Source organism: Streptomyces sp. NPDC054849 (assembly GCF_053610945.1).
Window position 1 is genome coordinate 107544 of record NZ_JBSGZI010000011.1, and the last position, 6369, is coordinate 113912.

Here is a 6369-nt window from a genome sequence, read left to right on the forward strand (position 1 = left end):
ACTACGGGCGCCCCACGGTTCGCAGCGAGGCGCGACCCGGCAGACTTCGTCTCCTGATAGGTGAGTTCGAGCGGTGCAGGGGGCGGATCGCGTGCGACGTGCGACGGCTGTGGCGGCGGGATGCGGCCTGGCGATGATGCTGGCGACGACTTCGTGCACGATGCCTCCGGCGCCGCCACTGTCGCCGAAGGCGCTGCCTTCACCTGCTCCTTCGCTGAAACCGCCGTCGTCTCCGCCGCCGCCCTCGCCGGCTCCGGCCCCCACGCAGGCTCCGACTTCGCCACCGGCCTCGCAGTCACCCGAGCCGTCGACGTCCGGGCCGGCCGCCGCGGTGGGGGACGGGAAGGTGACGGCCGCCGACGCACCCCTGCTGGAGGCGGCCCGCCGGGTACCGGGCTCACGTGTGCCGGGCGACGACGCCGTCATCGTGATCCACCGCGAGCCGTCGGGCGCGGGCGAGCTCGCCTGGATGCCGGACGACCGGACCTCCTGCCTGGCCGTGATCCGGGACGCGCGCGCGAGCACCACCTGCGAGCCCCTGCCGGCCTCCTGGGCGCGGATCGGCATCCGTCTGGTGACCAAGGCCACGACGTACGCCGCCCGGCCCGGCGGGGCGGACGCCCGTACGGTCTTCTTCGCCGTCGTGGACGCAGGCCACGGGCCTTACGGTTACTCCGGATCCGGCACACCCCGTCCCGAGCTGGGGCCGGTCCGCGACGCCACGGCCGTCTTCGCCTCGGGCCGGACGCTGAGCCTTCTGACGTACGAGCGCCCTGCGGCGGCCGTCTCGACGGGCGAGTACATCTGCAGCACGGACAACGCGATCTGCTTCCCGCCCCTCGACGTCTACGTCGGCTAGCCGGGCCTCGGCGGCGACCGGGGGCGGGTGATCGTCGCAGAAGGGGTGTTCCCGGGCCACGTCCCCGGCCGACGCCTCGGCGGACGTCGCGGGACAGCTGGTCGTCGGCCAGGATCGCCGCCCCGGGCCCCGTCCAGGGTCTGCGCGACGAGGTCGAGGAGGGCGGCCTACGGGTAGGTCAGGAACGGAAGGTCGGTGGCACGGACGCGGTGGCGGGGACCGGCGGCGCGCAGCACCACGTCCAGGACTGCGTCGGGCCGCGCGGCATAACTGTTCGAGAACCACGGCATGTTGGCCTCAACCACCGCGAACCGGCCCGTCCCGCGGACGAGGCCGACGTCGACGGTGACGGCGCTGGGCAGGTACGGGGCCGTCGCCGTCAGCAGTCCGGCCGCGAAGCCGCGTACGTCCGCCCCGCGCGGATCCTCGTCGAGGGGGGCGGGGTCCAGGCGCCCGTGGACGGCGTACCGGCTCCCGGCGGCGATCTCCCCGTCGAGCAGGAACAGCCGGTACTCGGCGGCGAAGTCCACCACCTCCGAGACCAGTACGGGGGTGGCGGCGGGGAGGGACCGCGGCAGCGGGGAGCCGTCGCCGTACACCGCGGGCGGGAAGGACTTCTCGCGCGGCGGCTTCACGAAGGCCGCTCGCCCGGAACCGGTCAGGGCCCGTGCCCGGTCCAGGGTGGTCAGCTCGATCCTGCGGCCCGTGAACCGCTCCGGAAGCCGCGTGAGCCAGTCGTCCGGCGGCTCCAGCAGCCCCAGCCCGAGCACCCCGGCCACCCGATCGGCGGCGTGCGGGCCGCCGCACCAGTGGACGGGCCGCCCGGCCAGCGCGGCGAACCCGGGACCGAGGGCCCGCACGGTCATCCCCCGCCGGGCGGCGGCCTCGGCGAGCAGCCCGGCGGTGGCGGTCGGCCGGGCGGGCATCAGGAACACCTCGTCCGTCATCCGGCCATTGTGTCGGTGGGCCGCCTCGGCCGGAGGCAGGGCACCGGTTGGAGGGAGGCGCATGCAACCAGGACTGCAACCACTGCCGACTTACTTGCCGGGCCCCGGGCCGTACCACTGGAGGGGCTGGCCGGTCACCGCCGCGATGCACTCGAAGTCGTGGTCGCGATGAAGGAGAGTGAGCCCCTGCAACTCGGCCGTCGCGGCGACGACGAGGTCGACGGCGCCGGCGCTTGGGTGCTTTCCCTGTTCGGTGAGGGCGTCCCGGACCTGCCAGGCGCGGTCGTAGGCGCGGTCGTCGACGGGCACCCAGCCGAAGATCAGCCGTATGTCCTCCTGGATATCGACTGTGGGTTCGAATATCTCGCGCAAGCTGTCTTTCGTTGCCTGCGGGCGGTGTCGATGATCAGATACGCCGGCACCGGGGCGGAGGCCCGGCTGCGATGGCGGACAGGCCGGCTGTGATCTCGTCAGAGGTGCGGCCGGAGTCCAGGGCGCCCCGGATGTCGCCGGTACTGAACCGCCAAGACTGCAACGACTGCAACCACGGAACGCAGAAGGCCCCGGCCGGTTTCCCGGTCGGGGCCTTCAAGTGCCCGGTGAGGCACTGGCGGAGGATACGAGATTCGAACTCGTGAGGGGTTGCCCCCAACACGCTTTCCAAGCGTGCGCCCTAGGCCACTAGGCGAATCCTCCGCCGCAAACAATACAAGACGTTGAGGGGTGCTCGCGAACGTGATCGTCGGCCGGAGGGCAGGTGGGGGTCCGGGTCGATTCCCGGGGCCTCCATCCGCTAGGGTGGGGCCAGCCCCTCACGTGGCGCTATCTCACCCAACTCCCCCAGGGCCGGAAGGCAGCAAGGGTAAGTGGGCTCTGGCGGGTGCGTGGGGGGCGCTTTGCGTTCCGGGGCCTTCGATGTGCCTCGACGGGATCCGGCGGGCCGCTGTTGTCGGCGGGCCCGGATAACCTCGTATACGTGTCGTCCCTTGCGCTGTACCGCCGCTATCGCCCCGAGTCGTTCGCCGAGGTCATCGGGCAGGAGCATGTCACTGCACCGCTGATGCAGGCCCTGCGGAACAACCGGGTCAATCACGCGTACCTGTTCAGCGGGCCGCGCGGGTGTGGGAAGACCACCAGCGCGCGCATTCTCGCCCGGTGCCTGAACTGTGAGCAGGGTCCCACTCCGACCCCCTGCGGGGAGTGCCAGTCCTGCCGGGACCTGGCCAGGAACGGGCCCGGGTCCATCGACGTCATCGAGATCGACGCCGCCTCGCACGGTGGTGTGGACGATGCCCGTGACCTGCGCGAAAAGGCTTTCTTCGGGCCGGCGTCCAGCCGCTACAAGATCTACATCATCGATGAGGCCCACATGGTCACCTCGGCGGGCTTCAACGCCCTGCTGAAGGTGGTCGAGGAGCCGCCGGAGCACCTCAAGTTCATTTTCGCCACCACCGAGCCGGAGAAGGTGATCGGGACCATCCGGTCCAGGACGCACCACTACCCCTTCCGGCTGGTCCCGCCCGGGACCCTGCGGGAGTACCTGGCCGAGGTCTGCGGGCGGGAGGGCGCCAGGATCGAGGACGGCGTGCTGCCGCTCGTCGTGCGCGCCGGCGCCGGCTCCGTGCGTGACTCGATGTCCGTCATGGACCAGCTGCTCGCCGGCGCCGCCGACGACGGTGTGACGTATGCCATGGCCACCTCGCTGCTCGGGTACACCGACGGCTCGCTGCTCGATTCCGTCATCGACGCCTTCGCCGCCGGAGACGGGGCGGCCGCCTTCGAGGTCGTCGACCACGTCGTCGAGGGCGGGAACGACCCGCGCCGGTTCGTCGCCGACCTGCTGGAGCGCCTGCGCGACCTCGTCATCCTCGCCGCCGTGCCCGACGCCGGGGAGAAGGGGCTGATCGACGCCCCCGCAGATCTCGTGGAGCGGATGCAGGCCCAGGCGTCCGTCTTCGGGGCCGCCGAGCTGTCCCGCGCCGCCGATCTGGTCAACACCGGGCTCACCGAGATGCGGGGCGCGACCTCGCCGCGGCTGCAGCTCGAGCTGATCTGCGCCCGTGTGCTGCTGCCCGCCGCCTTCGACGACGAGCGGTCCTTCCAGGCCCGGCTCGACCGGCTGGAGCGCAGCGGAGCCGCCGCCTTCGCGGCCGCGCCCGCCATGGGTTACGTGCCCGGGCCCGAGGCGCACGCCATGGCGCCCGCCGGTCCCGGTGGGGGTGTGGCCGCCGCGCGCGCCGCCGCCGGTGCACAGGCCCCCGCTCCTGCTCCTGCTCCTGCTCCGGTGCCCGTGCCCGCGCCTGTCGCGGCTCCCGCTCCCGAGCCGGTACGGGCTCCCGCGCAGCCGGCGGCACCGGTGCAGGCCGCGCCCGCAGCCCCGGCCGCCCCTGCTCCCGCCGCGCCCGCGCCCGGCGCGTGGCCCGGGGCCGCACAGCCCGGCCAGGGCGCACCCGGTGCCTGGCCCGGAGCCGCCGCTCCCGCCGCCGCTGCCCCGCCTGCCGCTGGGGCCTGGCCGAGCGCGGCAGCTCCCGGCCAGGGCGTTCCCTCGCCCGCCCCCGCCGCCCCGGCCGCGGCTCCCGCCCCGGCCGCCGCTGCGGCCTCCGCGCCTTCCCCCGGCATGGCCGTCGGCGCCGGGCAGGTCCAGGCGATGTGGCCCGGCGTCCTGGAGGCCGTCAAGAACCGCCGTCGCTTCACCTGGATCCTGCTCAGCCAGAACGCCCAGGTCACCGGCTTCGACGGCACCACGCTCCAGCTCGGCTTCCCCAACGCGGGAGCCCGCGACAACTTCGCCAGCAGCGGCAGCGAGGACGTCCTCAAGGCGGTCCTGGCCGAGCAGTTCCAGGTCAACTGGAAGATTGACGCCGTAGTCGGCGGCGGCACCCCGGCGCCCGTCCAGACCTCCTCGTACGGCGCCCCGTCCGCGCCCGCGCCCGCCTACAGCCCGCCGCCCCCGGCGCAGCAGGCCCCCGCCCCCCAGTACCAGCAGCCGCAGCAGCAGCCGCCCCAGCAGTCGGCTTCCGCCCCCCAGCCCCCCGTACGGCAGGCACCCCCGCCGGTCGCCCCCGAGGACGACTTCGCCGAGGAGGACGATCCCGACCTCGTCGAGAGCGCTTTGACCGGACACGACCTGATCGTGCGCGAGCTCGGAGCCACCGTTGTGGAGGAATACACGAATGAGTAGCGCCTCCTGATTGGGTGGCCGCACGAAGAGGGTCGCGCCGTCCGGGCTAGGCTGAGCAGCGTGAAGGTCCTCGTCATCGGCGGCGGCGCCCGCGAACATGCCCTGTGCCGCTCTCTGTCCCTCGACCCCGCCGTGTCCGCCTTGTACTGCGCTCCCGGCAACGCCGGTATCGCCGACGTGGCCACGCTGCGCCCGGTCGACGCCCTCGACGGTGCAGCCGTCGCCACTCTCGCCACGGAAATCGCCGCCGACCTGGTCGTCGTCGGCCCTGAGGCCCCGCTCGTCGCCGGCGTCGCCGACGCCGTGCGCGCCGCCGGCATCCCCGTCTTCGGGCCGTCCGCCGAGGCTGCGCAGCTCGAAGGCTCCAAGGCCTTCGCCAAGGACGTGATGGCAGCGGCCGGGGTCCCGACTGCGCGCAGCTACGTCTGCACCACCCCCGAGGAGGTGGACGAGGCCCTCGACGCCTTCGGCGCCCCCTACGTCGTCAAGGACGACGGGCTCGCCGCCGGCAAGGGCGTCGTGGTCACGGAGGACCGGGCCGCCGCCCGCGCGCACGCGCTCGGCTGCGACCGCGTGGTCATCGAGGAATACCTCGACGGCCCCGAGGTGTCCCTTTTCGCCATCACCGACGGCGTCACCGTCGTCCCGCTCCAGCCCGCGCAGGACTTCAAGCGGGCCCTGGACGGCGACGAGGGTCCGAACACCGGCGGCATGGGGGCGTACTCCCCGCTGCCCTGGGCCGACCCGAAGCTGGTCGACGAGGTCATGGAGCTGGTCCTCCAGCCGACCGTCGACGAGCTCCGCCGCCGCGGCACCCCCTTCTCGGGGCTGCTCTACGCCGGCCTCGCGATCACCAGCCGCGGCACCCGGGTCATCGAGTTCAACGCCCGCTTCGGCGACCCCGAGACCCAGGTGGTCCTGGCCCGGCTGCGCACTCCGCTCGCGGACGTCCTGCTGAACGCCGCCAACGGCACCCTGGACACCCTGCCCCCGCTCGTCTGGCGCGAGGACGCGGCCGTCACGGTGGTCATCGCCTCCCACAACTACCCCGAGACCCCCCGGACCGGGGACCCGATCGAGGGCCTGCTCGAGGTGGCCGCCGAGGACGAGCCCGACGCCTACGTGCTGCACGCCGGGACCCGGCGCGAGGGCAACACGGTGGTCAGCGCGGGCGGGCGCGTGCTGTCGGTGACGGCGACCGGTTCTGATCTGGCGCAGGCCCGCGCCAAGGCGTACAAGGCGGTGGCGCGTATCCGTCTCGACGGCTCGCAGCACCGCACGGACATCGCGGCCAAGGCCGCCGAAGGCCGCTGACGGCCGCGTCAGGCCGCCGAACACCGCTGACCAGCAGCTCCGCAAACCCGCGGGCCCGGTGCGCACCT

4 protein-coding genes, 1 tRNA gene, 1 other RNA gene and 1 pseudogene are annotated in these 6369 nt (G+C 73.5%); 4 read left to right on the forward strand and 3 right to left on the reverse strand.

Annotated features, from left to right (window positions below; all coding sequences use genetic code 11):
- The first annotated feature begins 346 nt into the window (after positions 1-346).
- On the forward strand, positions 347-859 hold the full coding sequence (locus ACWGIF_RS08050; protein ID WP_453492742.1) for a hypothetical protein: 513 nt from the start codon (positions 347-349) through the stop codon (positions 857-859).
- Between the two features lie 167 nt (positions 860-1026).
- Here ACWGIF_RS08050 and ACWGIF_RS08055 read toward each other — a convergent pair whose 3' ends face one another.
- The 3 genes and pseudogenes from ACWGIF_RS08055 to ACWGIF_RS08065 form a co-directional block, all read right to left on the reverse strand.
- Complete coding sequence (locus ACWGIF_RS08055) at positions 1027-1806, reverse strand: ATP-grasp domain-containing protein (protein WP_453492745.1); 780 nt, start codon at positions 1804-1806, stop codon at positions 1027-1029.
- 90 nt (positions 1807-1896) lie between these two features.
- Positions 1897-2142 (reverse strand): annotated as a pseudogene (locus tag ACWGIF_RS08060) (PIN domain-containing protein); the annotation flags it as partial.
- A gap of 272 nt (positions 2143-2414) precedes the next feature.
- A tRNA-Ser gene (locus tag ACWGIF_RS08065) sits at positions 2415-2502 on the reverse strand.
- Between the two features lie 107 nt (positions 2503-2609).
- Between ACWGIF_RS08065 and ffs the strand changes: the two genes are divergently transcribed.
- The 3 genes from ffs to purD all read left to right on the forward strand — a co-directional run bounded on the left by ffs (position 2610) and on the right by purD (position 6301).
- Positions 2610-2708: signal recognition particle sRNA small type (gene ffs / locus ACWGIF_RS08070), an RNA gene on the forward strand.
- Positions 2709-2782: 74 nt separating this feature from the next.
- Positions 2783-4987, forward strand: coding sequence for a DNA polymerase III subunit gamma and tau (locus ACWGIF_RS08075; protein ID WP_453492747.1), 2205 nt, complete (start codon positions 2783-2785; stop codon positions 4985-4987).
- A gap of 60 nt (positions 4988-5047) precedes the next feature.
- Positions 5048-6301, forward strand: a complete 1254-nt coding sequence (gene purD / locus ACWGIF_RS08080) for a phosphoribosylamine--glycine ligase (protein WP_453492750.1) — start codon at positions 5048-5050, stop codon at positions 6299-6301.
- Positions 6302-6369 lie beyond the last annotated feature (68 nt).